Here is a 25,791-nt window from a genome sequence, read left to right on the forward strand (position 1 = left end):
GTCCTGCGTCATACTTTATGAATGGAACAGCTGACGACCACGACACAGCCGAAAACCACCCGCATGTGGCGTAACTACGCCTGCGCCTGGCTCGCGTACATGGTGCTGCTCGCGGTCGTGCTGCGGCTCGCCGACTCCAGCCAGCACGGCTACAACTGGCGCGGCCTGATCCCGATGCTGTGGATCGTGCCCCAGGCCTTCGTGCTCGCCCTGCACTGGCCGCTCAGCGGCTGGATGGAACGCCGCCACGTCCCGTTCGCGACGCGCTGCCTGATCCACGGCGTGGGCGCGCCGACGTACGCCATCCTGTCGTACGCGCTGCCGGGGCTCCTCTACGAGACGACGCAGCCGCTGTCGTTCTACGTGTGGCCCGTGCTGTATTCGATGATGGGCTATGGCGTCATCGCCACCGCGTTCCACATGATCCGCGCCAACGATGCGCGCCGCCGGCAGGAAGTCGCCGTGCAGCAGGCGCACGCGCTGCTCGTCGCGACGGAGCTGAACGCGCTGCGCAGCAAGCTCAATCCGCACTTCCTGTTCAACACGCTGCACTCGATCATCGCCCTCACGCGCAAGGACCCGAACGCCGCCGAGACCGCGCTGTTCCAGTTTTCCGACATGCTGCGCTACGTGCTGGACACGGAAAAGACGGGCAACGACCGTGTGACGCTGGACGACGAACTGCGCTTCGTGCGCGACTACCTGGAACTGGAAAGCCTGCGCCTCGGCGCGCGCCTGCACGTCGACTGGGAGCTCGACGATGCCGCCTCCAGCCACCTGCTGCCCGCGCTGTCGCTGCAGCCGCTCGTCGAGAACAGCATCAAGCACGCGTTCAACCCGCACAGCCGGCCGGGCCGCCTGCTGATCCGCACGCGCCTCGACGCGCACACGGGCAGGCTCGTGCTGTCCGTCGGCGACGACGGCCCCGGCGCCGACATCGGCCGCGTGCGCGCGTCGAACGGCCTGGGCCTGCGCACCGTCGAGCGCCGCCTGCAACTGGAATACGGCACCGAGGAGGGACTCGCCATCGACACGGCGCCGGGCGCCGGCTTCGTCGTCACGATGGCCATTCCCGTGCCCGCCAACGACAAGGAATTCACATGAATGCCCGGACCGTGTTCATCGCGGAAGACGAACCGCTCGCGCGCGACGTCCTGCGCGACTTCATCTATGCCCATGCGGGCCTGCGCCTCGTGGGCGAAGCGGCGGACGGCGCCAGCGCGCTCGCGCAGATCTCCCGCATCCGCCCCGACATCGTCTTCATGGATATCCAGATGCCCGAGATGACGGGCCTGGACGTGCTGCGCCGCCTGACCGTCGTGCCGGACATCGTGTTCACGACTGCATACGACCAGTACGCCGTGACCGCGTTCGAACTGAATGCCGTCGACTACCTGCTGAAACCTTTTACGCGCGCCCGCTTCGACGCGGCCGTCGCGCGCCTGCTGGAGACGCCGGGATCGTCCGTCCCAGCGCCCGACGTCATCGGCGGCGCGCTCACGCTGGCGGTCGATCGTGTGCCGAGCCGCATCGAACGCATCCTCGTGCGCGACCGCGGCCGCATCTTTCCGCTGTCCGTGAACGAGATCGCCTACCTGAAGGCGGATGCGAAATACACGGCGATCGCCGCGCGCGGCCACACCTTCCTCGTGCGCATCGGGATCTCGGAACTGGAAGCCCAGCTGGACCCGGGCCGCTTCATCCGCATCCACCGCTCGGCGCTCGTGAACCTCGACTTCGTGGATTCCATGCGCGCGGACGACCAGTCGCAGCTCGAGATCACGATGCGCGACGGCGCCGTGCTGACGGCGAGCCGGGAAGCGTCGAAGGTGCTCAGGGAGATGGCGATTTAATCAGACGCGCAATAAACCAACGTCGGTCTTGGGTATACGGGTCAGATTTGAATCCACGTCGTCTTCAGTTCCGTGTACTTGTCGAACGCGTGCAGCGACTTGTCCCTGCCGTTCCCCGACTGCTTGTAGCCGCCGAACGGCACCGTGATGTCGTCGTTGTCGTACTGGTTCACGTGCACGGTGCCCGCGCGCAGCCTGCGTGACGTGCGGATCGCGCGGCTCATGTCGGACGTCCACACGGCCGCCGCGAGGCCATACGGTGTCGCGTTGGCCTGGCGCACCGCCTCGTCGAGGTCCGTGAACGACAGTACGGACAGCACGGGCCCGAAGATTTCCTCGCGCGCGATGCGCATCGTGGACTCCACGCCGTCGAACAGCGTCGGTTCGATGTACAAACCGCCGGTCTCCGCGCGTGCCGCGTTGCCGCCCGCGAGCAGGCGCGCGCCGGCCGCCCTGCCGTCCTCGATATAGCCCAGCACCGTCTTCATCTGGATCGAATCGACGATCGCGCCCATCACGGTGGATTCGTCGAGCGGGTCGCCCGGCGCGTACTGCGGGATCAACGCCAGGGCCTTGTCGAGGAACGCTTCCCGGATCGATTCCTCGACGAACAACCGCGACGGCGCGTTGCAGCTTTCTCCCTGGTTGAAATAGATCGCGCCGATGGCGCCCGCGACGGCCGCGTCGAGGTCGGGACAGTCCGCGCACACGATGTTCGCGGACTTGCCGCCCAGCTCCGTCCACGCCCGCTTCAGGTTCGACTGCCCCGCCATCTGCAGGATTTGTTTGCCCACGCGCGTGGAACCGGTAAAACCGATGCAGTCGACATCCATGTGCAGCGCGAGCGCGCGGCCCGCCTCGTCGCCGTAGCCGGGCAGCACGTTGAACACGCCTTCCGGCACGCCCGCTTCCAGCGCCAGCTCGGCCAGCCGCAAGGAGCTCAGGGGCGCCTTTTCCGACGGCTTCAGCACGACGCTGTTGCCGGCCGCGAGTGCCGGGCCGATCTTCCACGCGGCCATCAGCATCGGATAATTCCACGGGATGATGGCGGCGACGACGCCGACCGGTTCGCGCGTGATGAGGGCCAGGCTGTCCTGCGGGCTCGGCGCGACCTGGTCGTAGATCTTGTCGATGGCTTCGCCGTACCAGCGGATGCAGTTCTGCGCGAGCCGCACGTCCACGCTCTTGCTGTAGCGGATGGGCTTGCCCATGTCGAGGGTTTCCAGCAGGGCCAGTTCGTCTTCGTGCGCGAGCATCAGGTCGGCGAAGCGGATCAGGGTGCGCTTGCGCTCCGCCGGGGCTTTACTCGCCCAGCGGCCGTCCTCGAACGCGGCGCGGGCACTGGCGACGGCGGCATCGACGTCGGCCGCGTCGCAGCGGGCCATCTCGCCCAGGATGCGGCCGTCGATGGGAGAAATATTGTCGAAACGGGCGCCCGATGCGGCGTCGATCCGCCGGCCCTCGACGACGGCGCGGCCGTCGATATGCACCCTTTTGGAACGCTCATGCCAGCCTGGCGTGGTCATAATGCCTCCATCGAGATTACAACTTGTTGTCAGGCCGATACTAGCAAACAAAATCGATCCAAATGCCGATTTCTGCCGCTATAATCGCGAATTTTTCCCCGCCGTAATTTCAGTTAATCGCCTGCCGCGGAGCATTTAATGAACACTATTCTGATTACGTCCGTTGTGCTCTACCTGCTCGGCACGCTCGGCCTGGGCGTATGGGCCGGCACGCGGATCAAAAACACGTCCGACTTCGCCGTCGCCGGCCGCAGCCTGCCGCTGATCATGGTCATCACGACGACGTTCGCCACCTGGTTCGGCGCCGAAACCGTGATGGGCATCCCGGCGAAATTCGTGCAGGGCGGCCTGGGCGCGCTGGTGGAAGACCCGTTCGGCGCCGGCACCTGCCTGATTCTCGTCGGCCTGTTCTTCGCCGCCCGCCTCTATAAACTGAACCTGCTGACCATCGGCGACTACTACCGCGCCCGCTACGGCAAGGGCATCGAAGTCTTTTGCTCGGCCGCCATCATCCTGTCCTACCTCGGCTGGGTCGCGGCGCAGATCACCGCGCTGGGCCTCGTGTTCTCCGTGCTGACGAACGGCGCGATGTCGGAGACGGCCGGCATGATCGTCGGCACGCTCGCCGTGCTGATCTACGTCGTCATCGGCGGCTTCCTGGCCGTCGCGATCACCGACTTCATCCAGATGATCGTGCTCGTGGTCGGCCTGTCCATCATCGCCGTGTTCTCGGCGAAGCTGGCCGGCGGCACCGGTGCCGTCATCGACATGGCCAACAACGCGAACCTGTGGCACTTCCTGCCGGAGCCGAAGTTCACCGACATCGCCTTCTTCGTCGGCTCGGCCGTGACGATGATGCTGGGCTCGATTCCGCAGCAGGACGTGTACCAGCGCGTGATGTCCGCCAAGAACGCCCCGACCGCGCGCGCCGGCGCCGTGATCGGCGGCGCCAGCTACATCATCTTCGCGTTCGTGCCGATGTTCGTCGTCGCGTGCGCCGTGATCGTGATGGGCAATGATGCGCTGGAACTGGCCAAGAGCGATTACCAGCGCGTGCTGCCCACGTTCGTGATGACGAAGATGCCGCTGATCATGCAGATCCTGTTCTTCGGCGCCCTGCTGTCCGCCATCAAGAGCACGTCGTCCGCCACGCTGCTCGCCCCGTCGACGAGCTTCACGGAAAACATCCTGAAAAACCTGCGCCCGGGCATGAGCGACCGCCAGCAACTGCTCGCGATGCGCGTCACCATCGTCGTGTTCGCCTCGCTCGTGCTGGCCTACGCCATCGCGATGAAGGGCACGTCGATCTACGACCTCGTGTCGTCCGCGTACCAGGTAACGCTCGTCGGCGCCTTCGTGCCGCTCGTCACCGGCCTGTACTGGAAGCGCGCGACGACGCAGGGCGCGATCCTGTCGCTGGTCGCCGGCATCGCCACGTGGATCGTGTTCTTCCCGCAGATCTCGCCGCTGGGCGAAGTCTTCCCGGGCCAGCTGGCGGGCCTGCTGGCGGCGTTCGCGGGCATGTTCGTCGGCTCGCTGGCGCCGCAGGTGCTCAAGAACCGGCACGAGCCGCACAAGACGGCGGTCAGCGTGTAATCGCATAGGGTGGGCACGGGGTGCCCACGCCGCACGCGGTTAGTCCATCCATCCCCGTCCGGTCACATCCTTCAGCGTCAGGTCGAGGCAATCCCGTATCCGCGCCACCATCTCGTCGATCTGCGCACAGGTCATCACAAGCGGTGGCGCGACGATCATCCGGTCCCCGACGGCGCGCATGATGACGCCGTTGTCGAACATGTGCTGCCGGCACACCATCCCCACCGCCAGGTCGCGTGCGAACGGTTCGCAGTCGTGCACCGTCGCGCCCTTGCGCCGCACGAGGTTCAGGCCGGCGGTCATGCCGATGCTCTCCGCGTGTCCGACGAGTGGATGCTCGGCCAGCCGCGCGAACGCGGCTTTCAAATGCGGCCCCGTCTCGCGCGCGACCTTGTCGACCAGTTTCTCGTCCTCGATGATGCGCAGGTTTTCCAGCGCCGCCACGCACGCGACGGGGTGGCCGGAATAGGTGAAACCGTGGTTGAAGTCGCCGCCGCGCTCGATCAGCGCGCGCGCCACCCGCTCTCCGACCAGCACCCCGCCCAGCGGCACATAGCCGGACGTGACGCCCTTCGCGAACGGGATCAGGTCCGGCCGCGTGCCCATGCGCTCGCTGCCGAACCACGTGCCCAGCCGGCCGAAGCCGCAGATGACCTCGTCCGAGATGAGCAGGATGCCGTACTTGTCGCAGATGCGCTGGATCTGCGGCCAGTAGGTCTGCGGCGGGATGATGACGCCGCCCGCGCCCTGCACCGGTTCGCCGATGAACGCGGCGACCTTGTCCGGCCCTGATTCGAGAATCTTCTGTTCGAGCCAGTCCGCGGCCAGCAGCCCGAATTCCGCTTCGGACAGGCCGCGGCCGTGCTCGCCGAAATGCGGTTGCTCGATGTGGTGGATGTGCGGGATCGGCAGCGCGCCCTGGGCATGCATCGCCGCCATGCCGCCCAGCGACGCGCCGGCAATCGTGCTGCCGTGATAGGCGTTGCGCCGGCTGATGACGATCTGCCGGTCCGGCTGGCCCATCAGCTGCCAGTAGCGCCATACCATGCGCAGCGCGGTATCGTTCGCCTCGGAACCGGAACTCGTGAAGAACACGTGCTCGAAGCCGGGCGGTGCCAGGCTCGCCAGCTTCTCCGCCAGCCTCACGGCCGGCACGTTCGTCGTGTTGAAGAAGCTGTTGTAGAACGGTAAAACATCCATCTGCCGTGAGACGGCTTGCGTGATGGACGTGCGGCCATAGCCCACGTTCACGCACCACAGGCCGGACATGCCGTCGATGGTCTTGTTGCCGTCCGAATCCCACAGGTAGATGCCCTCGCCGCGCACCATCACGCGCGCGCCCTTCGCGCTCAGGGCACCGTGGTCGGTGAATGGATGCAGGAAGTGGGCGCTGTCGAGCTGTTGCAATGTGCGGGTGTCATGGTCCTCACGGACCGGCGCGCGCAGGCCTGCCTCGAATGCCATGGTGTCGAAAGTCATGATGATCTCCTTGTCGTCGTCGTCGCATGGTCATACGTGCAGTAACAGGTGCTCCCGTTCCCACGGGCTAATGACCGTCATAAATTCCTGGTGCTCCAGTTCCTTGACCGCGGAATAGACGTCGACGAAGCGCTCGCCGAGGATGTCGCGCAGGCGGTCTTCGCCGCGCAGCAGGGTCAGCGCTTCGGACAGGCCTTGCGGCAGCTCGACCTTCATCTTGTAGGCGCTGCCTTCGACCTTCGGTGTCGGTTCCAGCTGTTCCTGGATGCCGAGGTAGCCGCAGGCGAGCGTAACGGCGAGCGCGAGGTAGGGATTGGCGTCGGCGCCGATCACGCGGTTTTCCACGCGCCGGTCCTGCGAGCCGGACACGGGCACGCGGAAGCCCACGGTGCGGTTGTCCACGCCCCATTGCAGGTTGATCGGGGCGGCCGTGTGGCGCACGATGCGGCGGTAGGAATTGACGTACGGCGCGACGATCGCCATCGCGGAGGGCATGTATTTCTGCAGGCCGCCGATGTAGTGGCGGAACAGGTCGGACGGCGATCCATCCACATTGCTGAAGATGTTGCGGCCGGATTCCGCGTCGACGACGCTCTGGTGCACGTGCATCGCCGAGCCGGGCTCGCCAGCCATCGGCTTGGCCATGAAGGTGGCGTACATGTCGTGTTTCAGCGCCGCTTCGCGCAGGGTGCGCTTGAAGTAGAAGACCTTGTCGGCGAGGCCCAGCGGTTCGCCGTGCTGGAAATTGATTTCCATCTGACCGGCGCCGATCTCGTGGATCAGGGTGTCGACATCGAGGCCCATCATGTCGCAGTAATCGTAGATGTCCTCGAACAGCGGGTCGAATTCGTTGACGGCGTCGATGCTGTAGACCTGGCGGCTCGTCTCGGAGCGCCCGCTGCGGCCGATCGGGGCGGCCAGCGGCAGGTCGGGGTCGATGTTTTTCGCCGTCAGGTAAAACTCCAGTTCGGGCGCGACGAGCGGCTTCCACCCCTTTTTCTCGTACAGCTTCAGCACGCGGCGCAGCACGCTGCGTGGCGCGAAATCGACCAGCTTGCCGTCGGAGAAATAGCAGTCGTGGATCACCTGCGCCGTCGGATCGACGGCCCACGGCACCATCGTGATCGTGCCCGGGTCGGCCTTCAGGATCATGTCGCGGTCGGTGGTGGAGATCGCGCGGTCGAACGCGTCGTCGTCGGACGGCGAATTGCCCGTCACGGTCATGCCCAGCACGATTTCCGGCAGGCGCATGCCGCGGTCCTCGGTGAATTTCACGCGCGGGAGGATTTTTCCACGCGCGACGCCCGTCAGGTCGGGCACCAGGCATTCGATTTCGGTGACTCGTTTGCCGTTGAGCCACTCGTCCATGTCGTTGTACGAAAAATTGTCGCGGATAGCCATGATGTTTCCTCTGTCCGTTAATGGATTGCCCGCGAGCGCAAACGCGCCGCCCGCGGGCTGCGTGGGATCGAGCAGAGATCAGGGAAGCTATGGGACAGGCGTGACCGCCCATGTCGCGTCGGGGGTCATGATGGTGTCCGTTTCTTTGATCTGTAGGCGCGGCAGGCGGCGCCGAATGCGCCGAACATCTTCATCGAATGGGGATTGTGGACGATGCGCCATTCCGGATGCCATTGCACGGCCAGCGTAAAACCGGGCGCGTCCTTCACCGAGAAGGCTTCCACGAGCCCATCTTCCGCCGTCGCTTCGACGACGAGGCCCGACGCCAGTTCGTTCACGCCCTGGCCATGCAGGGAATTCACGGGGATTTCCGGCAGACCGATGATCTGGTGCAGCATGCCGCCTTCGACGAGCTGCACCTTGTGCGCGTCGCCGTACTGCTCGTCCATGCCCAGTTCGGGATTCTCGCGGTGATCGAAGTGCCCGGGTACCGCCTGCACCGCCTGAAACAGGCTGCCGCCCAGCGCCACGTTCATTTCCTGGAAACCACGGCAGATTGCGATGATCGGGACGCCGCGTTTCACGGCCGCGCGGATCAGCGGCAACGTGGTCTGGTCGCGTGCCGGGTCCTGCGGCAGCGACGGGTCGAGCAATTCTTCGGAGTAATAGCTGGGATGAACGTTCGATGCCGAGCCGGTCAGCATGATCCCGTCGCACAGCGCGAGCATCGTTTCCAGGTCGAGCGCTTCCCCCAGCGACGGCAGGATCAGCGGGGCGCAGTCGGCACCGAGGACGACGGCGTCGACATACTTGTGCTGGGCCGCGTGGTAAGGGTGTTCACCGAAATCGCGGGTGCAAGCGGGGACGAAAACGATCGGGCGCATGGTCTCTACCTTGTAGTGAGCGCACAGGAACCATCATACGTACAAAGTGGTCCGAATGCGAGTGGCCGTTGTTTCAGATCAAGGAAACCGCGTTCCCATTGCAAACGCTTCCTGGGATCTGCTAGTCGAGCGGGTTCGCGGTTGTAACCCGTAGCAAAAGCTTAACGTCAACTGAAGAACGATGCCAACACAAACGGGGCCTTGGCGAGCATCGTGCTATGTTGTTCCCGCCCGAATGACATGACAACGAGGAACCCATGCTGAACCTCAATGATTCTTCCCTGCTGCGCCAGCAGGCGTACATCGACGGCGCCTGGTGCGACGCCGACGACGGCAAGACCGTCCCCGTGATCAACCCCGCCACCGGAGCAACGCTCGGCACCGTGCCCCACATGGGCGCACAGGAAACCCGGCGCGCCATCGATGCGGCACAGGCGGCCTGGCCCGCATGGCGCAAGAAGACGGCGCGCGAACGCGCCCTCATCCTGCGCAAATGGAACGACCTCATGCTGGACAACGCGGACGACCTGGCCGCCATCATGACGGCCGAACAGGGCAAGCCGCTGGCCGAATCGAAGGGAGAAATCGCGTACGCCGCCTCGTTCCTGGAATGGTTCGGCGAACAGGCCAAGCGCATCGAGGGCGACGTGCTGGAATCGCCCGCGCGCGACCGCCGCATCGTCGTCACGAAGGAGCCGATCGGCGTGTGCGCCGCGATCACGCCGTGGAATTTCCCGGCCGCGATGATCACCCGTAAAGTCGGCCCGGCGCTCGCGGCGGGCTGTCCCATCGTGCTGAAACCGGCGGAGCTGACGCCCTATTCCGCCCTCGCGCTGGCCGTGCTGGCGGAGCGCGCCGGCGTGCCGAAGGGCGTCTTTTCGATCGTGATCGGGGACTCCAAAGCGATCGGCGCGGAGATGTGCGCGAACCCCATCGTGCGCAAGCTCAGTTTCACGGGTTCCACGCAGGTCGGCCGATTGCTGATGGAACAATGCGCGCCGACCGTCAAGAAACTGTCGCTGGAATTGGGCGGCAACGCGTCGTTCATCGTGTTCGACGATGCCGACCTCGATGCCGCCGTCGAAGGCGCGATGGCCTCGAAATACCGCAACATGGGGCAGACCTGCGTGTGCGCGAACCGCATCTACGTGCAGAATGGCGTCTATGAGGCGTTTGCCGAAAAGCTGACGGCCGCCGTCGCGAAGCTGAAGGTCGGCAACGGAATGGAGCCGGGCGTGAACCAGGGGCCGCTGATCGAAGAAAAAGCCGTCGAGAAGGTCGAACACCACATCGCCGATGCGCTCGGCAAGGGCGCCCGTGTGCTGCTCGGCGGCAAGCGCCACCCGCTGGGACTTACCTTCTTCGAGCCGACCGTGCTGGCCGACGTCACGCCGCAGATGCTGATTTCGGACGAGGAAACGTTTGGCCCCGTGGCGCCGCTGTTCCGTTTCAAGACCGACGAGGAAGCGATCGCCCTGGCCAACGCGACGGAGTACGGGCTGGCGTCGTACTTCTACGCCCGTGACATCGGCCGCGTGTGGCGCGTGGCCGAGCAGATCGAGTCCGGCATGGTGGGCGTGAACACTGGCCTGATCTCCAATGAAGTCGCACCGTTTGGCGGGGTCAAGCAATCCGGGCTCGGGCGCGAAGGGTCGAAGTACGGCATGGATGACTATCTCGTCATCAAGTACATCTGCCTGGGCGGGATGTGATGGGCAACCGAATCGTCATGGTGCGCACGCTTTTCCATCCTGGGCGCTGACGTAGGGCGGGCAATTGAGGCCGGGGGCCTCAATTGAAAACGTGCCCGCCCTACTTTTTGTACTCGTGATACTTGCGCGCGTCGCCACGTACCTGGTCGGCCGGGTATTTGGCGCGGTTGAGCACCATCTTTTCCTGCACGGCGGCGAGCAGGTCGACGTCGAGCTTGTCCGCCAGGCGCACGAGATAGACGAGCACGTCGGCCATCTCGTGGCGCACTTCCACGAGCTTGTCCGCGCCGAGTTCGTCCGCACGGCCGTGCTGCAGCCACTGGAAGTGTTCCAGCAGCTCGGCCGCTTCCACGGTCAGCGCGGACGCGAGGTTTTTCGGCGTGTGGAACTGGTCCCAGTCACGCTCCTCGACGAACTGGCGCACGATGGCGCGCAGTTGGTCGAGCTCGCCGCCGGGCTGCGTCACTTCAGGTAGCCCTGCAGGATCTTGTCCAGCTTCGGCTGGATCTCGTCGTAGCTGCGGACGGTGACGCCGAGGTCGCGCAGCAGGCCATCATGCACGCCGTAGACCCAGCTGTGGATGGTGATGTCCTGGCCCCGCTCCCACGCATCGCGCACGACCGTGGTCTGGGCGATGTTGATGACCTGCTCGGCCACGTTCAGTTCCACGAGGCGGTTGGTGGCGGCCGTACCGGCGACATTGCCCAGGTATTTGCCGTGCTTGTCGCGCACGTCGCGCACGTGGCCGAGCCAGTTGTCGGCCAGGCCGACACGGGTGTTGTTCAGCGCCGCGCCCACGCCCGAGCAGCCGTAGTGGCCGCACAGGATGATGTGCTTGACCTTCAGCACGTCGATGGCGAACTGCAGCACCGTCAGGCAGTTCAGGTCGGAGTGGGAGACGACGTTGGCAATGTTACGGTGGACGAACAGTTCGCCCGGCGCCATGCCGACGAGTTCATTCGCGGGCACGCGGCTGTCGGAGCAGCCGATCCACAGGTATTCCGGGGATTGTTGGGAGGCCAGGTCCTTGAAGAAATCAGGATCCTCCTGGATCATCGCCGCCGCCCATTGGCGGTTGCGTTCGAAGAGGTCTGCGGCGGTGAGGCCGGTAGGGGTCTTTGCCATGACGTTTTACCTTGCTCTAAAACTTGTTTAATCGACCACATTCTGGTCAAAAAAAACCGCCGGGGCTCGCGCGCCCGGCGGTCCATCCGCTATCTTACTCGAAGAAGTCCTTCACCTTGTCCATCCAGCCCTTGCTCTGCGGGCTGTGCTTCGAACCGCCTTCGTTCGTCAGGCGGTCGAATTCGCGCAGCAGGTCTTTCTGCTTCTCGGTGAGCTTGACGGGCGTCTCGATCACGACGTGGCAGAACAGGTCGCCGGAGTAACCCGAGCGCACGCCCTTGATGCCCTTGCCCTTGAGGCGGAAGGTCTTGCCGGTCTGGGTACCTTCGGGGATCGTGAACGAGACCTTGCCGCCCAGCGTGGGCACCTCGATCTCGCCGCCCAGTGCAGCCTTGCTGAACGAGATCGGCATTTCGCAATGCAGGTCGTCGCCTTCGCGCTGGAACACGGTGTGCGGCTTGATGTGGATCTCGACGTACAGGTCGCCCGGCGGCCCGCCGTTCGTACCCGGCTCGCCGTTACCGGTCGAGCGGATGCGCATGCCGCTGTCGATACCCGCCGGGATTTTCACTTCCAGCGTCTTGTTGCGCTTGATGCGTCCGGCGCCGCCGCAGGATGCGCACGGTTCCGGGATGATCTTGCCGCTGCCGTGGCATTTCGGGCAGGTCTGCTGGATCGAGAAGAAGCCTTGCTGCATGCGCACCTGGCCGTGGCCGTGGCAGGTCGTGCAGGTGATGGGCGACGTGCCCGGCTTGGCGCCGCTGCCGTGGCAGGTGTCGCACTTGTCCCAGCTCGGCACGCGGATCGTCGTGTCGAAGCCGGCGGCTGCCTGTTCCAGCGTAATTTCCAGGTTATAGCGCAGGTCGGCGCCGCGGTACACCTGCGGGCCGGAACTGCGGCCGCGGCCGCCGCCGAAGATGTCGCCGAAGATGTCGCCGAACGCATCGCCGAAGCCGCCGGCACCGAAGCCGCCGCCCATGCCGCCGTTCGGATCGACGCCAGCGTGACCGTAGCGGTCATAAGCCTCGCGCTTTTCCGGATTGGTCAGCATCTCGTAGGCTTCCTTGACCTCCTTGAACTTCTCTTCCGCTTCCTTGTTGTCGGGATTGCGGTCCGGATGGTACTTCATCGCAAGCTTGCGATAGGCCTTCTTGATCTCGTCTTCCGAAGCGGTCTTCGCGACGCCGAGGATCTCGTAAAAATCACGCTTTGCCATTTGTCGGCACCTTGCTGTCTATCTACAAAAGAACTGTGGCGGACCAGGCTGACACCTGCGATCGCACAGCCCAAAAGGATACGAGTATACAGTGAGCATGTCGGGCTTGCGCGACTCGGCCGTAAAAACAACGGCCGAATCGCTCCCGCTGATGTTGGACACACCACAAAAAAACGAGCCGGGCACCATGAGGTCGCTTCGGCTCGGGGTTGCGGCGGCGGGGCGGGCCTTGCATCAGGTCCGCCCCGCCAGGACGTCCTTACTTGGCGTCCTTGACTTCCTTGAAGTCGGCGTCGACGACGTCGTCTTCCTGCTTGGCCGACTCGGCACCCGGCTGCTGGCCGCCAGCCTGCGCGCCCGCGGCGCCCTGCTGGGCCTGCATGTCGGCGTACATCTTCTCGCCCAGCTTCTGCGCGGCGGTCGACAGCGCAGCCACCTTGGCGTCGATCTCGGCCTTGTCGCCCGACTTGATCGAACCTTCCAGGTCGGTGATCGCGGCTTCGATCTTTTCCTTCTCGCCGGCGTCCAGCTTGTCGCCGTACTCGGTCAGGGACTTCTTGGTCGAGTGCACCAGCGCGTCGGCCTGGTTGCGCGACTCGGCCAGTTCCTTGACCTTCTTGTCTTCTTCCGCGTTCAGCTCGGCGTCCTTCACCATCTTCTGGATCTCGTCTTCCGACAGACCCGAGTTGGCCTTGATGGTGATCTTGTTTTCCTTACCGGTGGCCTTGTCCTTCGCGCCCACGTGCAGGATGCCGTTGGCGTCGATGTCGAAGGTCACTTCGATCTGCGGCGTGCCGCGCGGTGCCGGCGGGATGCCTTCCAGGTTGAACTCGCCCAGCGCCTTGTTGCCCACTGCGATTTCGCGTTCGCCCTGGTAGACCTTGATGGTCACGGCCGGCTGGTTGTCGTCGGCGGTCGAGAACACCTGCGAGAACTTGGTCGGGATCGTGGTGTTCTTCTGGATCATCTTGGTCATCACGCCGCCCAGGGTTTCGATACCCAGCGACAGCGGCGTCACGTCCAGCAGCAGCAGGTCCTTGCGCTCACCGGACAGCACGGAGCCCTGGATGGCGGCGCCGACTGCGACGGCCTCGTCCGGGTTCACGTCCTTGCGCGGATCCTTGCCGAAGAACTCTTTAACTTTTTCCTGCACCTTCGGCATACGGGTCATGCCGCCGACCAGGATGATGTCGTCGATGTCCGAGACCTTCACGCCCGCATCCTTGATGGCGATGCGGCACGGTTCGATGGTCTTGGCGATCAGTTCCTCGACCAGCGCTTCCAGCTTGGCGCGGGTGATCTTGAGGTTCAGGTGGACCGGCGCGCCGTTCGCCATGGCGATGTACGGCTCGTTGATCTCGGTCTGCTGCGACGACGACAGTTCGATCTTCGCGCGCTCGGCCGAAGCCTTGATGCGCTGCAGCGCGATCGGGTCCTTCGACAGGTCGAGGCCGTTGATCTTCTTGAACTCGTCGATGATGTAGTCGATGATGCGCTGGTCGAAGTCTTCACCGCCCAGGAACGTGTCGCCGTTGGTCGACAGCACTTCGAACTGCTTCTCGCCATCCACGTCGGCGATCTCGATGATCGACACGTCGAACGTACCGCCGCCGAGGTCATACACGGCGATCTTGCGGTCGCCCTTGTCGGTCTTGTCCAGGCCGAATGCCAGCGCGGCCGCGGTCGGCTCGTTGATAATGCGCTTGACGTCCAGGCCGGCGATGCGGCCGGCGTCCTTGGTTGCCTGGCGCTGCGAGTCGTTGAAGTACGCCGGGACCGTGATGACGGCTTCCGTCACTTCTTCGCCGAGGTAGTCTTCGGCAGTCTTCTTCATCTTGCGCAGCACTTCGGCCGAGATCTGCGGCGGAGCCAGTTTCTTGTCGCGCACACCGACCCACGCGTCGCCGTTGTCGGCCTTCGTGATCGTGTACGGCATCAGGCTGATGTCCTTCTGGACTTCCTTCTCGTCGAATTTACGGCCGATCAGGCGCTTGACCGCGAACAGGGTGTTCTTCGGGTTGGTGACGGCCTGGCGTTTCGCCGGCGCGCCGACCAGGATCTCGCCATCTTCCTGATAAGCGATGATCGAAGGCGTAGTACGGGCGCCTTCCGCGTTTTCGATGACCTTGGGCTGACCATTTTCCATGATCGCCACGCAGGAGTTGGTGGTGCCCAGGTCGATACCGATGATTCTGCCCATAATATTTTCCTTTTTAGTACTAAGTTTTCAGATGTGTCGAATATTGGGAAATGTCGCGTAGTTTCAAGAGCTTATTCAGCCTTGCAGCAACATTATTTCGGTGCGGCGGCGGTCACGATGGCCGGGCGCAGCAGGCGGTCGGCGATCATGTAACCCTTCTGCAGGACGGCCACCACGGTGTTCGCTTCCTGGTCGGACGGCACCACGGCCACGGCCTGGTGCTTGTTCGGGTCGAGCTTGTCGCCCGGCTGCGGCATCACTTCGACCAGGCGGTTCTTCTCGAACGCGGCGGTGAGCTGCTTCAGGGTCATCTCGACGCCTTCCTTGATCGATTCGACCGTCGGCGCTTCGACTTTCAGCGCCATCTCGAGGCTGTCGCGCACGGGCACCATGGCCTCCGCGAAGCTTTCGATGGCGAACTTGTGGGCCTTGCTCACATCTTCCTGGGCACGGCGGCGGATATTGTCCGCCTCGGCCTTGGCACGCATGAAGGCATCGTGCATCTCGGCCAGCTTGGCTTCGGTGGCGCTCAGCTGTTCTTCGAGGCCGGGCTCGTTGGCCGGTGCGGCCTGCGCTGCCGCGGGTGCAGCCGCATCGGCGGCTTCCGGCTGATTGCTCACCTCTTGGTTTTCTTGGTCTTGCATCGAAAAAACTCCTGAAATCAAGGACTTGGCTGATTGGTTGGACGACTGTTGCAGTCACACAGCGCCCCATATTGGGCATTCGCCTACATTTTCAAGGGGACACAGAACTAATATGCAGATGTGCGTATTCTTTTGTTACAAGATTTACTTGCTCGTAGTCACCATCGACAGCCAGCCGTTCTACTATCGTGTCGTTAAGACATCCGTCTATCGACACGATGGGAAAGAACATGAAACTGCATCTGATCAGCGGCGCCGTGCTCATCTACACCCTGCTTGCGCTGGCTGCGATCTGCCTGGCGGAGCTCGGGGCGGCGCCGCAAAACGTGGCATTCTAACATCCCATCGGTGGTGAGCCGTAGGGTGGGCACCATGTGCCCACGCGGACGCCGGCGAACCGCATACGCCCTACGCGCCCAATTTCACGGCGTGTGCGCGCGCGATTTCCGCATCCTTGCGCTGCGCCTCGCGTTGCACGGGCGTGAGCATCGTCGGCCAGCCGATCAGGTGCTGTTCGGCAATCTCGGCCATGCCGACGATCCAGGCCGGATTGTCGTTCAGGCACGGAATGTAGTGATAATCCTGGCCGCCGTTCGATTCGAAGTCGTGGCGGACTTCCATGTTGATCTCTTCCAGCGTCTCCAGGCAGTCGCTGGTAAAACCGGGACACAGGACGTCGATCCGCTTGATGCCGTCCTTCGCCAGCTGCTGGACGGTCGGCGCCGTGTACGGCTGCAGCCATTCGGCCTTGCCGAAGCGCGACTGGAACGTCACGATGTACTGCTCCGGCGTCAGGCGCAGGCGTGCCGCCAGCAGGCGCGCCGTGCGGTGGCATTCGCAGTGGTACGGGTCGCCGAGCAGCAGCGTGCGCTTGGGCACGCCGTGGAAACTCATCACCAGCTTTTCGCCGCGGCCGTGCGTCTCCCAGTACGTCTCCACGGACGCGGCCAGCGCGTCGATATAGCCCTCGTGGTCGTGGTAGTGCTTCACGAGGCGCAGTTCGGGGATGTTGCGCACCTTCTTGAAGTGGTCGAAGACGGCGTCCCAGATCGACGCGGTCGTCGTGCCGGAGTATTGCGGATACGCGGGCAGCACGACGATGCGCTCGACGCCGCGCGCTTTCAGTTCGTCCAGCACGTCCGGCAGCGCGGGCGAGCCGTAGCGCATCGCCATCGCCACGTCGACGTCGTGGTGGCCGCGCTGTTCGAGCAGCGCCTGGAGCTGGTTCGCCTGCCGTTCCGTGTAGACCTTCAGCGGTGAGCCTTCGCGGCTCCAGATCGTCGCGTATTTTTTTGCCGACTGCCCCGAGCGGAACGGCAGGATCGCGAAGTGCAGGATCAAATTCCAGACTGCGCGCGGAATCTCCACCACACGCGGGTCGGACAGGAACTGCTTCAGGTAGCGGCGCACCGCGGGCCGCGTCGGCGCGTCGGGCGTGCCGAGGTTGACGAGGACGATGGCACTCTTCGCGACGGTGCCGTGCTCGTGCACCGGTTCTTTGTTGAATGCCATGGGTCAGGAAGCCAATAGCTCGCGCGCATGCTTGCGCGTGGTCTCGGTGATCTCGATGCCGCCCAACATGCGCGCCACCTCTTCCACGCGGGCCTTGTTGTCGAGCACGTCGATGCGCGACACGGTCTTGCCGCCATCCGTCGTGCCCTTGGCGACCTGGAAGTGCTGGTTCGCCTGGCTCGCGACCTGCGGCAGGTGCGTGACGCACAGCACCTGCCGGCTCTGGCCCAGGCGCTTCAGCAACCGGCCGACGACTTCCGCCACGCCGCCGCCGATGCCCGTGTCGACCTCGTCGAAGATCAAGGTCGGCACCGTCGTCGCGTTCGCCGTGATGACGGAGATGGCCAGCGAGATACGCGCCAGTTCGCCGCCCGACGCCACCTTGGCCAGCGGCCGCGGCGCGACGCCCGCGTGGCCGGCCACGAGGAACTCGACCTGCTCGCAGCCGTACACGGCCGGCTCGCACGGGTTCAGCGCGACGACGAAGCGTCCGCCGCTCATCGACAGTTCCTGCATCGCTTCCGACACCTGCGACGACAGCCGCTGCGCCGCCTGCGCACGCGTCGCGGACAGCTTTTGCGCAGCCGCCATGTAGACGGCCTTCGCCTTCTCTTCCTGCTTGCGCAGGCCGTCCACGTCGCTCGCGTCGGCCAGTTGCTGCAGCTTGGCCTTCAGGGTCGCGTGTTCTTCCGGCAGTTCTTCCGGCGTCACGCGGAACTTGCGGGCCGTGCTGTGGATGGCGTCCATGCGCCCATCGACCTGCGACAGGCGGTCCGGATCGAGCTCGACCTTGTCGACATAGGTGTTCAGCGCGTACACGGCTTCCTGCAGCTGGATGCGCGCCGGCTCCATGCAGTCGAGCACGGCCTGCAGGTCCGCGTCGACACCCGCGAGCTTGGACAACTTCAGGTTCAGCGACGACAGCTGCGACAGGATCGGTTGTTCCGATTCCGACAACGCATTCAGCGCTTCCTGCGCGCCTTCGATCAGGCTCGCCGCATGCGACAGGCGGCTGTGTTCATTCGTGATCTCGGCCCACTCGCCCGGCTTCACCGCGAGTTTATCGAGCTCGCCGACCTGCCACTCGAGGCGCTCGCGTTCCAGCAGCACGTTCTTCGCGTTGGTCTCGAATTCCTCGCGCTGGCGCGCCAGCGCCTTCCACGCTTTATACGCGCTCGCGACTTCCTGCACCTGCGCAGTCGCACCCGGGTCGCGCACGGCGACCTGGTTGTCGAGCAGCGCGCGCTGGGCATCGAGTTTCAATAGCGACTGGTGCGCGTGCTGGCCGTGGATGTCGACGAGCAGCTCGCCCAGTTCGCGCAGCTGGCTGGCCGTCGCCGCGATGCCGTTGATGTAGGACTTGGAGCGGCCGGCGTTGTCGATCACGCGGCGCAGCAGCGCGCCGCCTTCGTCGGTTTCGAACTCGTTCTGCTCCAGCCAGATGCTCGCGGCCTGGGTCAGCGCGAAGTCGGCGCTGATGTCGGCCTTGGCCGCGCCTTCGCGCACCATGCTTGCCTCACCGCGGCCGCCGAGCGCGAGCTGGAGCGCGTCGATCAGGATCGACTTGCCGGCGCCGGTCTCGCCGGTGAACACCGTGAAGCCGTTCGAGAACTCGAGCTCGATCGTATCGACGATGACGAAGTCGCGGATGGTCAGTGTGCGCAACATGAAGAAACAGGTCTCCTGATGGATGCTGGATTTATTTGAGCTTGCCGTCACCGGACGGATATTCGTTCCAGTGCAGCTTCTCGCGCAGGGTGTGGTAATAGCTCCACCCTTCCGGATGCAGGAAGGTGATGGTGTTGGGCGAGCGCGAGATCATGATCTGGTCGCCGTGCTGCAGGCTGGTGAAGGTCTGCATGTCGAAGTTCACGCTGATGTCGCGGCCGTTGATGATCTCGACGACGATGTCGCTCGTGTTCGGCACGACGATCGGGCGGTTGGACAGCGCGTGCGGCGCGATCGGCACCAGCACGATGCCGGCCAGCGTGGGATGCAGCAGCGGGCCGCCGGCCGACAGCGCGTACGCCGTCGACCCGGTGGGCGTCGAGACGATCAGGCCGTCCGAGCGCTGGTTGTACATGAACGTGCCGTCCACCGTGACCTTCAGCTCGGCCATGCCGGCGCCCGAGCCGCGCGCGACGACGACGTCGTTGACGGCGACGGAGCAGTGAATCTCGACGCCGTCGCGCACGACGCGCGCCTCCAGCAGCGAGCGTTCCTCGGCCTTGGCCTTGCCGCTGAGGATCTCGCCCAACGCGGGCAGCATGCGGTCGATGGGGATGTCGGTCATGAAGCCCAGGCGGCCCTGGTTGATGCCGATGAGCGGCACGCGGTAGCGCGCGAGCTGGCGGGCGATGCCGAGCATCGTGCCGTCGCCGCCGACGACGATGGCGGTGCCGCAGTGCGCGCCGATCTCGTCGATGGTCATGGCGGCCACGCCGGCGACCTTCACGTGCCCCGCCGTTTCCTGCTCGAACACGACGCGATAGCCGGCCCCCTGCAGGAAGTCGACGATGGCCTGCACGGGCTCGTCGATCCCGGCCGTGTTGTGCCGTACGACGAGCGCGATGGTTTGTTGCGATTCAGGCGTCACGGACATACGACTCTCGGCAGCAGGTGTTAGGGAGACAGAAGATTAACCGATTCGCCCGGCTTCTGCACTATCGCAACTCAGCAAATACTGTACAAACGCACAGTATAGTTGGGCGGATGGACTTCCGGCAAGCGGACAGTCGAGCCCGCTTCAATGCAGGATGCCGAATGCGAACGCGGCGCCGATCGCCACCCCGACCCCGGTCACGTGCAGCGCCATCAGCACGAGCCAGCGCACGCCGGTCACCAGGCGCGAGCCGCCGTACACGCGCCGCATCGCGACAGGGGTGTAGAGCAGGAGCCACGCCCACAGCACGAAGGAGACGATGCCGACGATATCCGGCACCACCATCAGCAGGGTCAGCGCCAGGAATGCGAACGCATTCACGTGCAGCGCGAACAGCAGGTGTTCGCCGTAGCGCCGTCCCGATCCGAGATACAGGATCTTGAGGTACAGCGCGAACAGCGGCATCATCAGGAACACGGCATACGGCACGTAGCTACCGAAGGCCGTCCGCATCACCTTGTCCCGCTCCGCCGGCGACATCCTCGCGAACCGGTCCGCCTGCTCGCCCCAGTGCTCGTTGACGCTGCCGATGCTCTTGCGCAGGTCCACCGTCCCCTCGGCGATTTCACCCGGCGCGTCTTCGCGCACCAGGCCGCCCTGCCTGTCCGCCTGGCCGTGTGCGGCAACCGGCGCATGTCCCTGCCCGGCCGGTGCCGGGACCTGGTCGTGGCCGCCGTATTTCGCGATCGCGAAGAAAATCAGGCTGAACGTCAGGTACAGGCGCAGCGGCTGGATGTAGCGCACGCGGCGGCCATTGATGTATTCCAAAGTCAGCTGCCCCGGACGGAACAAAAGCAGCAGCAGCGACTTCCAAAGCTTGCCTTCCAGCGCGACGTAATGGCCGATGAACTCGTGCAGGAACTCGCGCGTGCTGGGCGGATGCAGGACCGTTTCCTGGCCACATTCGTGGCAAAAATTACCGGAAACGATGGCCCCGCAGTTCGGGCAATCGCTGGCGGTGTCGTGAGAATGGTTTGTCATATGAACCAGCATGTTAAACAGTTCATTGCAAAAAAGCATCTTCCAATTGCGCGACCGCCTTCGATTCGAAGGATTAGGATTTAATCAATTGAATCGAAGGAGGTTGCTATGGTGCAGGAAGAAAAAGACCGCGTCGTGAACACCGACCGGAAGATCGAGGAGCAGAGCTACAAGCGCGAACCGCACGAGCGCGACGAATCGCCGGACGGGCAAGGCGTCAGGCCGCGCGGCATCATGAAGCAGGCGGCGGAAGATCTCGAGCAAGGCCTCGTCGACACCGATGCGCGCGCGACTCCGGGCGCCAGCGAAGCCGTGAACCCGGCACCGGGCGCCACGGGCCAGGCCAACCCGCAGCCCGACCGCCACCGCGACATGCGCGACCACGATTCGACCATTCCGGACGGAGGGCAAAACCGATGACACCACGTGCCAGGCTTGCGCTCCTGATCCTTCCTCTGCTGGGCGCCGGCATGGCGCACGCCCAGCAGTATCCCGTCGGCTGGGGACCGAATCCGGCCCTGCCGGCACCCGAAAGATCGCTGATCCCGACCATCAACATCGCCGAGGCGGACGCATGGCCGCAAGGCACGCGCCCGACGCCGGCCGCGGGCCTGGCCGTCACCGCGTATGCGACTGGCCTCGACCATCCGCGCTGGCTGTACGTGCTGCCGAACGGCGACGTGCTCGTCGCCGAGAGCAACAAGCCCGGCAATGCGCCCAAGGAAAAAGGCATACGCGCCAAGGTGCAGGGACTGGCGCAGAAGAAGGCGGGCGCCGGCGTCGAGTCGCCCGACAAGATCATCCTGTTGCGCGGCTTCAAGCCAGACGGCACGGCCGATACGAAGACCACGTTCATGCAGGGCCTCACGTCGCCGTTCGGCATGACCCTCGTCGGCAACGAGCTGTACGTCGCGAATGCCGACGCGCTGTGGAAGTTTCCGTATAAATCCGGCGAGACGAGCATCACGGCCAAGGGCACCAAGGTGCTCGACCTGCCCGCGGGGATCAACCACCACTGGACGAAGAACGTCGTCGCCTCGCCCGACGGCAAGAAGCTGTACATCACGGTCGGCTCGAACAGCAACGTGGCCGAGAACGGCATGGAGATCGAAAAGGGCCGCGCCGCCATCTGGGAATACGACCTCGCCAGCGGCAAGTCGCGCATCTACGCGAGCGGCCTGCGCAATCCGAACGGGATGGACTTCCAGCCGCAGACGAAGGCCTTGTGGACCGTCGTCAACGAGCGGGACGAACTGGGCAACGACCTCGTGCCGGACTACATGACGGCCGTGAAGGACGGCGCGTTCTACGGCTGGCCGTACAGCTATTACGGCCAGCACGTCGACACGCGCGTCAAGCCGCAGAATCCCGGCCTCGTCGCGAAAGCGATCCCGCCCGACTATGCGCTGGGCGCGCACACCGCGTCGCTGGGCCTGGCGTTCTACGACGGAGATCTCTTGCCGCAATTCAGGAACGGCGCGCTGATCGGCCAGCACGGCTCGTGGAACCGCAAGCCGCACTCCGGCTACAAGCTCGTGTTCGTGCCGTTCACCGACGGCAAGCCGAGCGGTCCGCCGCAGGACGTCCTGACGGGCTTCCTCGGCAAGGACGAGCACGCGTACGGGCGCCCGGTCGGGGTCGCGGTCGACCGGACCGGGGCCATCCTGCTGGCGGATGACGTCGGCAACATTGTCTGGCGGATCACTCCGGCCGCCACTAACCAGGGAGCAAAACAATGATCAAACGGAAGGGAAGCGCCGTCTGGAGCGGCGGACTGAAAGATGGCAAGGGCACCGTGTCCACGCAGAGCGGCGTCCTCGACCAGGCACAATACGGCTTCAACACCCGCTTCGAAAATGGCGCGGGCACGAATCCGGAAGAATTGCTGGCGGCCGCGCACGCCGGCTGCTTCACGATGGCGTTGTCGGCCCAGCTGGGCGAGGCCGGCATGACGGCGCAGAAGCTGGAGACGACGGCCACCGTGTCGCTGGACAAGGCCGACGGCGGCTTCGCGATCCCGGCCGTGCACCTGGAGCTCGTCGCCACGATTCCCGGCGCGAGCGAGGAAGCGTTCCAGGAAGCGGCGCGCAAGGCCAAGGAAGGGTGTCCGGTGTCGAAGCTGTTCAATGCGAACATCACGCTGGACGCGAAACTGCAAGCGTAAACACAGGGCGTGCCGCATCGCGCGGCACGCCTGCACAAATCCTTTCAAGCGCATAGAATTCCTGCTTTCCCTCCCAATCAACAAAGCAACAAGGACAACCATGCGCCTCCTGCACACCATGCTTCGCGTCGGCGACCTGCAGCGCTCCATCGATTTCTACACCAAGGTGCTCGGCATGAAACTGCTGCGCACGAGCGAGAATCCGGAATACAAATACACGCTGGCCTTCGTCGGCTACGGCAACAATCCGGACCATGCGGAACTCGAGCTGACCTATAACTGGGGCGTCGACAAGTACGACATGGGCTCGGCCTACGGCCACATCGCGATCTCGGCCGACGACATCTATAAAACCTGCGACCAGGTCCGCGCGGCCGGCGGCAACATCACGCGCGAGCCGGGCCCGGTCAAGGGCGGCACGACGGTGATCGCCTTCATCACCGATCCGGACGGCTACAAGGTCGAACTGATCGAGCGCGCCGACAACGCCGGCGGCGGCGGCCTCGGCAGCTAATTACCCACCCTGCTACAATCACCGCGCCCGTTTCGCGACGGGCGACAATTTAATACGTCTTCGGGGCGGGGTGAAATTCCCCACCGGCGGTATGGCCATCACGATGGCCGAGCCCGCGAGCGCCTGCGGTTGCAGGGTCAGCAGACCTGGTGAGATGCCAGGGCCGACGGTATAGTCCGGATGAAAGAAGATGTGCGTCATCATGCGTACGCTGTGCCGCCAGGCATGGGCGTGCGCGTCGTTTCGCTTTGCCCTGATGCGTTTTTCGCTTTGCGCCTTTGTGTGCCAATTTTTTGCGAGGAGCGTCTCAATGACCACCCAAACTTTTACTCTATATAGCGAGGATCTCGACGGCCGCATCGCCGCCGCCCTCGATGCCACCCGTGCGGGCATTCCCGTGATCCTGCTCGACGATTTCGACCGCGAGAACGAAGCGGACCTGATCGTCGCGGCCGAAAAACTGACCGTCGCTTCCATGGCGCTGATGATCCGCGAATGCAGCGGCATCGTGTGCCTGTGCCTGTCGGCCGACAAGATTCGCGCGCTCGACCTGCCGCCGATGGCGGCGGACAACGGCAGCCGCTACGGCACGCCGTTCACCGTCTCGATCGAAGCGCGCGACGGCGTGACCACGGGCGTGTCCGCAGCCGACCGCGTGACGACGATCCGCGCGGCCATCGCGCCGGATGCGAAGCCGTCCGACCTCGTGCGTCCGGGCCACGTGTTCCCACTCCGTGCCAACCCGGCCGGCGTGCTGGGCCGCAAGGGCCACACGGAAGGTTCCGTCGACCTGGCCGTGCTGGCCGGCCTGCAGCCGGCGGCCGTGTTGTGCGAGCTGATGAACGAGGACGGCACGATGATGCGCGGCGACGCCATCGAACGCTTCGCGCGCGAACGCGGCTTTCCGATCCTCACCATCGCCGAGCTGATCGCCTGGCGGTCGCGCAACGAGCAGCAAGCCGCGTAGACCGCCTCACTTCCTGGGCTTGAGCAATGCCAGGCCCTGGTTGGTGCGCACGACGATGTAGCCGTCGTCGGCCACCGCCAGCGCGTGCACGAGCACGAGGCCGGCCGGCGGCGCATGGAGGCGGTCGTTCAGGTCGACGAGGCCGTCCCTGCGGGTCCAGGACACGGCATGCGCCTCGGTCGCCGTCGCGGACGCACCGACAACGAGGCCGCTCGCATTGATCGCCTCCGCGGTCGAGAAATTGCCGCCCGGGAGAGCGCCGATGCTCGTCATGGTCGTGCCGTCGTGGACGAAGCCGCGGTTGCTGCCGTCGGCAGTTGCGGAAATGCCGATGACGAGGCCCGCACCATTGATCGCAACGGCTTCCGCGCCGGCGCCGCCGAGCGTGCCGATGTCGCGGATCTTGCCCAGCTCGTACAGGAACGCCCCGATCGGCCCCTCGCCGTTGCGGAACCAGCCCGTGACCTGGCCGGCATCGTTGATGTCGACGGCCACGGAATTGCCGACCGGCGAGCCGAGATCGACCAACGGTCCGCCCGTGCGGCTGTCGTACAGGAAGGCGTGGAACCAGGCATTGCCCGGGCCGTACGAATAGCCCACCACCACGCCCAGGTTGTTCAGCCCGTTTCCGAACGAATTCCCGCCGAGCGAACCGAGGTCGTTCAGCTTCTTGCCGTCGTACAGGAACGCGTGGGTCTGCCCGGCGGCCGTCGCCGCCCAGCCCGTGATCTGGCCGCAATGGGTGATCACGGTGCCTTCGGATTCGCTGCCGCCGAGCGTGCCCAGGTCGTGCATGGTGCCGTCGTACAGGAAGGCATGCACGAGGCCGGCCTTTGTCGTGGACCAGCCCGTCACATGACCGCAGGCGTTCACTGCCATGGCCTGGGAGAAATCGCCGCCGAGCGTGCCCAGCCCGATCGTCTTGCTGCCGTCGTAGAGGAATGCGTGCGCGACGCCGTCCGCGCCGCGCGACGTGCCGGCGACGATGCCGCCGTTCGCGATGCCGCGGCGCGTGACCTCGCCATACGCGATGCCCGGCAGGCCGATCGGGATGACGTCGTAGGTAGGTCCCGTGTCACCGGGACCGGGCCCGGGCCCGCCCGGATTGCCGTGATGGTGGCCACCGCCGCAGGCGGTCAGCGTCAGTGTGAATGCGAGCGCAGCGGCGGATGCGGATGCGCGGGAGAACGTGAACATGGCGACCTCGCTTTCGAATGGTTCACGCTTGAGTGTAGGAGTGCGTGTCGCGCGAGTTCGATGAATGAGGAGCTTGCTTGGGGCGTCTCAAGCGAGATTTTCGAGGGCAATAAAAAACGGCGCATCGAGCGCCGTCTTTTCAAACCGGGGTCAGAGCC

At 64.7% G+C, this 25,791-nt stretch carries 23 protein-coding genes and 1 riboswitch; of the genes, 9 read left to right on the forward strand and 14 right to left on the reverse strand.

Annotated elements, in window-relative coordinates; genetic code table 11:
- Positions 1-63: 63 nt before the first annotated feature.
- Together ACEN88_RS00795 and ACEN88_RS00800 are read left to right on the forward strand one after the other, a co-directional pair.
- Positions 64-1,104, forward strand: coding sequence for a sensor histidine kinase (locus tag ACEN88_RS00795; protein WP_413336941.1), 1,041 nt, complete (start codon positions 64-66; stop codon positions 1,102-1,104).
- Positions 1,101-1,853, forward strand: a complete 753-nt coding sequence (locus ACEN88_RS00800) for a LytR/AlgR family response regulator transcription factor (RefSeq protein WP_413336942.1) — start codon at positions 1,101-1,103, stop codon at positions 1,851-1,853. Before ACEN88_RS00795 ends, ACEN88_RS00800 begins: the two co-directional genes overlap by 4 nt.
- Before the next feature lie 41 nt (positions 1,854-1,894).
- Here ACEN88_RS00800 and ACEN88_RS00805 read toward each other — a convergent pair whose 3' ends face one another.
- Positions 1,895-3,379 (reverse strand): aldehyde dehydrogenase, encoded by a 1,485-nt coding sequence (locus tag ACEN88_RS00805; RefSeq protein WP_413336943.1) that lies wholly within the window; start codon positions 3,377-3,379, stop codon positions 1,895-1,897.
- A gap of 138 nt (positions 3,380-3,517) precedes the next feature.
- Here ACEN88_RS00805 and ACEN88_RS00810 point away from each other — a divergent pair, with 138 nt between their 5' ends.
- Positions 3,518-4,975, forward strand: a complete 1,458-nt coding sequence (locus tag ACEN88_RS00810; protein ID WP_413336944.1) for a sodium:solute symporter family protein — start codon at positions 3,518-3,520, stop codon at positions 4,973-4,975.
- Between the two features lie 39 nt (positions 4,976-5,014).
- On the opposite strand, the gene ACEN88_RS00815 is transcribed toward ACEN88_RS00810, so the two are convergent.
- From ACEN88_RS00815 to ACEN88_RS00825, 3 genes are all read right to left on the reverse strand, one after another.
- Positions 5,015-6,454, reverse strand: a complete 1,440-nt coding sequence (locus ACEN88_RS00815) for an aspartate aminotransferase family protein (RefSeq protein ID WP_413336945.1) — start codon at positions 6,452-6,454, stop codon at positions 5,015-5,017.
- 30 nt (positions 6,455-6,484) lie between these two features.
- On the reverse strand, positions 6,485-7,855 hold the full coding sequence (locus ACEN88_RS00820) for a glutamine synthetase family protein (protein ID WP_413336946.1): 1,371 nt from the start codon (positions 7,853-7,855) through the stop codon (positions 6,485-6,487).
- Positions 7,856-7,980: 125 nt separating this feature from the next.
- Positions 7,981-8,739 (reverse strand): gamma-glutamyl-gamma-aminobutyrate hydrolase family protein, encoded by a 759-nt coding sequence (locus ACEN88_RS00825; protein WP_413336947.1) that lies wholly within the window; start codon positions 8,737-8,739, stop codon positions 7,981-7,983.
- A gap of 257 nt (positions 8,740-8,996) precedes the next feature.
- On the opposite strand from ACEN88_RS00825, the gene ACEN88_RS00830 reads away from it, so the two are divergent.
- A complete protein-coding gene (locus tag ACEN88_RS00830) occupies positions 8,997-10,451 on the forward strand; it encodes an NAD-dependent succinate-semialdehyde dehydrogenase (protein WP_413336948.1) in 1,455 nt (484 codons plus the stop codon).
- Positions 10,452-10,551: 100 nt separating this feature from the next.
- On the opposite strand, the gene ACEN88_RS00835 is transcribed toward ACEN88_RS00830, so the two are convergent.
- The 9 genes from ACEN88_RS00835 to ACEN88_RS00875 form a co-directional block, all read right to left on the reverse strand.
- Complete coding sequence (locus tag ACEN88_RS00835) at positions 10,552-10,917, reverse strand: nucleotide pyrophosphohydrolase (RefSeq protein WP_413336949.1); 366 nt, start codon at positions 10,915-10,917, stop codon at positions 10,552-10,554.
- Positions 10,914-11,576: a carbonate dehydratase gene (can, locus tag ACEN88_RS00840; RefSeq protein ID WP_413336950.1), complete on the reverse strand. Its 663-nt coding sequence runs from the start codon at positions 11,574-11,576 to the stop codon at positions 10,914-10,916. Before can ends, ACEN88_RS00835 begins: the two co-directional genes overlap by 4 nt.
- A gap of 94 nt (positions 11,577-11,670) precedes the next feature.
- The gene (gene dnaJ, locus ACEN88_RS00845; RefSeq protein WP_413336951.1) at positions 11,671-12,792 is read right to left on the reverse strand and encodes a molecular chaperone DnaJ; all 1,122 of its coding nucleotides are present in this window, start codon (positions 12,790-12,792) and stop codon (positions 11,671-11,673) included.
- A gap of 259 nt (positions 12,793-13,051) precedes the next feature.
- On the reverse strand, positions 13,052-14,992 hold the full coding sequence (gene dnaK, locus ACEN88_RS00850) for a molecular chaperone DnaK (protein ID WP_413336952.1): 1,941 nt from the start codon (positions 14,990-14,992) through the stop codon (positions 13,052-13,054).
- Positions 14,993-15,084: 92 nt separating this feature from the next.
- Positions 15,085-15,636, reverse strand: coding sequence for a nucleotide exchange factor GrpE (gene grpE, locus ACEN88_RS00855; protein WP_413336953.1), 552 nt, complete (start codon positions 15,634-15,636; stop codon positions 15,085-15,087).
- Positions 15,637-16,044: 408 nt separating this feature from the next.
- Positions 16,045-17,148, reverse strand: a complete 1,104-nt coding sequence (hemH, locus tag ACEN88_RS00860; RefSeq protein ID WP_413336954.1) for a ferrochelatase — start codon at positions 17,146-17,148, stop codon at positions 16,045-16,047.
- A gap of 3 nt (positions 17,149-17,151) precedes the next feature.
- Positions 17,152-18,816 (reverse strand): DNA repair protein RecN, encoded by a 1,665-nt coding sequence (gene recN / locus ACEN88_RS00865; protein WP_413336955.1) that lies wholly within the window; start codon positions 18,814-18,816, stop codon positions 17,152-17,154.
- Between the two features lie 31 nt (positions 18,817-18,847).
- Positions 18,848-19,750: an NAD kinase gene (locus ACEN88_RS00870; RefSeq protein WP_413336956.1), complete on the reverse strand. Its 903-nt coding sequence runs from the start codon at positions 19,748-19,750 to the stop codon at positions 18,848-18,850.
- Positions 19,751-19,894: 144 nt separating this feature from the next.
- Positions 19,895-20,791 (reverse strand): DUF3667 domain-containing protein, encoded by an 897-nt coding sequence (locus ACEN88_RS00875; protein WP_413336957.1) that lies wholly within the window; start codon positions 20,789-20,791, stop codon positions 19,895-19,897.
- A 108-nt stretch (positions 20,792-20,899) separates the two neighbouring features.
- Here ACEN88_RS00875 and ACEN88_RS00880 point away from each other — a divergent pair, with 108 nt between their 5' ends.
- The 5 genes from ACEN88_RS00880 (at position 20,900) to ribB (ending at position 24,436) form a co-directional block, all read left to right on the forward strand.
- Positions 20,900-21,211 (forward strand): hypothetical protein, encoded by a 312-nt coding sequence (locus ACEN88_RS00880; protein WP_413336958.1) that lies wholly within the window; start codon positions 20,900-20,902, stop codon positions 21,209-21,211.
- Positions 21,208-22,530 carry a PQQ-dependent sugar dehydrogenase gene (locus ACEN88_RS00885; protein ID WP_413336959.1) on the forward strand — a complete coding sequence of 441 codons (1,323 nt, stop codon included), beginning with the start codon at positions 21,208-21,210 and terminating at the stop codon, positions 22,528-22,530. Before ACEN88_RS00880 ends, ACEN88_RS00885 begins: the two co-directional genes overlap by 4 nt.
- Positions 22,527-22,955 carry an OsmC family protein gene (locus ACEN88_RS00890; protein WP_371767293.1) on the forward strand — a complete coding sequence of 143 codons (429 nt, stop codon included), beginning with the start codon at positions 22,527-22,529 and terminating at the stop codon, positions 22,953-22,955. Before ACEN88_RS00885 ends, ACEN88_RS00890 begins: the two co-directional genes overlap by 4 nt.
- A 100-nt stretch (positions 22,956-23,055) precedes the next feature.
- Entirely contained in the window at positions 23,056-23,469 is a 414-nt protein-coding gene (gene gloA / locus ACEN88_RS00895) for a lactoylglutathione lyase (protein WP_056124069.1), read from the forward strand.
- 52 nt (positions 23,470-23,521) lie between these two features.
- Positions 23,522-23,665: riboswitch (FMN riboswitch) on the forward strand.
- A gap of 114 nt (positions 23,666-23,779) precedes the next feature.
- Positions 23,780-24,436: a 3,4-dihydroxy-2-butanone-4-phosphate synthase gene (ribB, locus tag ACEN88_RS00900; protein WP_413336960.1), complete on the forward strand. Its 657-nt coding sequence runs from the start codon at positions 23,780-23,782 to the stop codon at positions 24,434-24,436.
- Positions 24,437-24,442: 6 nt separating this feature from the next.
- Here ribB and ACEN88_RS00905 read toward each other — a convergent pair whose 3' ends face one another.
- Positions 24,443-25,633 (reverse strand): hypothetical protein, encoded by a 1,191-nt coding sequence (locus tag ACEN88_RS00905; protein WP_413336961.1) that lies wholly within the window; start codon positions 25,631-25,633, stop codon positions 24,443-24,445.
- Between the last annotated feature and the right edge of the window lie 158 nt (positions 25,634-25,791).

The sequence above is a fragment of the Massilia sp. CT11-108 genome (genome assembly GCF_047302915.1).
In the GTDB taxonomy this organism is placed as follows: Bacteria; Pseudomonadota; Gammaproteobacteria; order Burkholderiales; family Burkholderiaceae_D; genus Telluria; species Telluria orientalis.

Coding starts and splice junctions, on each gene's coding strand:
- ACEN88_RS00830 (WP_413336948.1), top strand. CDS start 8,997: ATGCTGAACCTCAATGATTCTTCCCTGCTGCGCCAGCAGGCGTACATC.
- ACEN88_RS00820 (WP_413336946.1), bottom strand. CDS start 7,855: ATGGCTATCCGCGACAATTTTTCGTACAACGACATGGACGAGTGGCTC.
- can (WP_413336950.1), bottom strand. CDS start 11,576: ATGGCAAAGACCCCTACCGGCCTCACCGCCGCAGACCTCTTCGAACGC.
- gloA (WP_056124069.1), top strand. CDS start 23,056: ATGCGCCTCCTGCACACCATGCTTCGCGTCGGCGACCTGCAGCGCTCC.
- ACEN88_RS00875 (WP_413336957.1), bottom strand. CDS start 20,791: ATGACAAACCATTCTCACGACACCGCCAGCGATTGCCCGAACTGCGGG.
- ribB (WP_413336960.1), top strand. CDS start 23,780: ATGACCACCCAAACTTTTACTCTATATAGCGAGGATCTCGACGGCCGC.
- ACEN88_RS00890 (WP_371767293.1), top strand. CDS start 22,527: ATGATCAAACGGAAGGGAAGCGCCGTCTGGAGCGGCGGACTGAAAGAT.
- ACEN88_RS00800 (WP_413336942.1), top strand. CDS start 1,101: ATGAATGCCCGGACCGTGTTCATCGCGGAAGACGAACCGCTCGCGCGC.
- ACEN88_RS00815 (WP_413336945.1), bottom strand. CDS start 6,454: ATGACTTTCGACACCATGGCATTCGAGGCAGGCCTGCGCGCGCCGGTC.
- ACEN88_RS00885 (WP_413336959.1), top strand. CDS start 21,208: ATGACACCACGTGCCAGGCTTGCGCTCCTGATCCTTCCTCTGCTGGGC.
- ACEN88_RS00810 (WP_413336944.1), top strand. CDS start 3,518: ATGAACACTATTCTGATTACGTCCGTTGTGCTCTACCTGCTCGGCACG.
- ACEN88_RS00870 (WP_413336956.1), bottom strand. CDS start 19,750: ATGTCCGTGACGCCTGAATCGCAACAAACCATCGCGCTCGTCGTACGG.
- recN (WP_413336955.1), bottom strand. CDS start 18,816: ATGTTGCGCACACTGACCATCCGCGACTTCGTCATCGTCGATACGATC.
- ACEN88_RS00905 (WP_413336961.1), bottom strand. CDS start 25,633: ATGTTCACGTTCTCCCGCGCATCCGCATCCGCCGCTGCGCTCGCATTC.
- dnaK (WP_413336952.1), bottom strand. CDS start 14,992: ATGGGCAGAATCATCGGTATCGACCTGGGCACCACCAACTCCTGCGTG.
- ACEN88_RS00795 (WP_413336941.1), top strand. CDS start 64: ATGTGGCGTAACTACGCCTGCGCCTGGCTCGCGTACATGGTGCTGCTC.
- ACEN88_RS00825 (WP_413336947.1), bottom strand. CDS start 8,739: ATGCGCCCGATCGTTTTCGTCCCCGCTTGCACCCGCGATTTCGGTGAA.
- ACEN88_RS00805 (WP_413336943.1), bottom strand. CDS start 3,379: ATGACCACGCCAGGCTGGCATGAGCGTTCCAAAAGGGTGCATATCGAC.
- ACEN88_RS00880 (WP_413336958.1), top strand. CDS start 20,900: ATGGTGCAGGAAGAAAAAGACCGCGTCGTGAACACCGACCGGAAGATC.
- hemH (WP_413336954.1), bottom strand. CDS start 17,148: ATGGCATTCAACAAAGAACCGGTGCACGAGCACGGCACCGTCGCGAAG.
- grpE (WP_413336953.1), bottom strand. CDS start 15,636: ATGCAAGACCAAGAAAACCAAGAGGTGAGCAATCAGCCGGAAGCCGCC.
- dnaJ (WP_413336951.1), bottom strand. CDS start 12,792: ATGGCAAAGCGTGATTTTTACGAGATCCTCGGCGTCGCGAAGACCGCT.